The sequence below is a fragment of the Melioribacteraceae bacterium 4301-Me genome (assembly GCA_041538185.1).
Classification (GTDB): domain Bacteria; phylum Bacteroidota; class Ignavibacteria; order Ignavibacteriales; family Melioribacteraceae; genus Pyranulibacter; species Pyranulibacter aquaticus.
Genome location: JBGORM010000018.1, coordinates 1 through 1,172, shown reverse-complemented (window position 1 = coordinate 1,172; position 1,172 = coordinate 1). Strand labels below are relative to the sequence as shown.

Sequence of the window (1,172 nt, the reverse complement as noted above, 5' to 3'; positions counted from 1 at the left end):
TTTTTGTTAAAAAATGTTATATTTAAAACAGAATAGCAAAAAGAAGAAAAACTACTTATTAGGTAGCCAACCTAAACAAGCTATTCTTGTTACAAGGAAACAACAGTAAGGAACACTGTTCTTTTTTTCTTTAGCTTTTACCTCCTTTATTTTTTTAGTTTGCCGTGCAATACCATGTTTCGTGCATAAGCAGGCTGCCACATTATAAAAAATGCTTCTTTATCAAATAAAATTGGTTCGTTCATTATACTTATTGTATATAATGGAAAAGTGTAAAGGTATTGAAGATTATCCCCATTAAAATGTGCAAGTCCGTCCTTCATTCTTACGAATATATCCTTTTCATTCCTTCCATAAAATTGATAACCAAAATTTGGGTAAGCTAAAGAGAACTGTTTTATAAAACTACCATTAATATACCTATATACATCTTGCCCTATTAGAAAATAAACTTTTCCATTTATATAATGAATATTTCCAAAAACAATTTGACTCTCAGGAGCAGAATATATTTCTTTTATTTCATTACTGTCTAATTTTAATTCATAAAAAGAAACGGTATCACTTGCAATTTGACTTGTTCTAAGAGCAAAAACATAAACTTTATTAAAGATTATATTTTGTTCTTTTCTGATAGTAAGGAATTGAGAATTAAAATCTGCTTTAATAACCTCTTTCCATGTTGAACCATCATAGTGAAGAACAAAACCACGCCATTTATTTTCGTCTCCGACTCTATAGTAAATATTGCCACAAGCATAAATTTCATTCTGAGATGTTCCCCATAAATCATATATGATTACATCATATGCACCTTCTACATTATAAATAAAATTTTTACTCCATTTGTTACCATCATAATGCCAGATACCAGCTCCTAAACCATCCACTCCAGCCCCGCCACCCATCCATACGTCATTCGCCGAAAATCCATAGATTGTATATCCTGTACACCATATTGGTTCTTTTGTATATGCACTCCATTTATTGCCATCATAATGCCATAATCTATCATCTGCGGTACCCCCTCCTCCTACAGCCCACACATCTTGTGGTGATGAACCCCAAATTGAACTTACTACATTCATTGGCATATCAAGAGTATCAATACTCCATACATAATCCCTTCTACCAGGCTGGTCTTCCGGTGGTATAACTGGGTTGCTGTTACA

The 1,172-nt window shown here is 32.7% G+C and carries 1 protein-coding gene; it reads right to left on the bottom strand.

Translation table 11 applies throughout. The annotated features are described in order from the left end of the window. Positions 1-146: 146 nt before the first annotated feature. Positions 147-1,172: hypothetical protein (locus ABRY23_14375; protein MFA3784242.1), on the bottom strand; the 1,026-nt coding region annotated here is incomplete at its 5' end.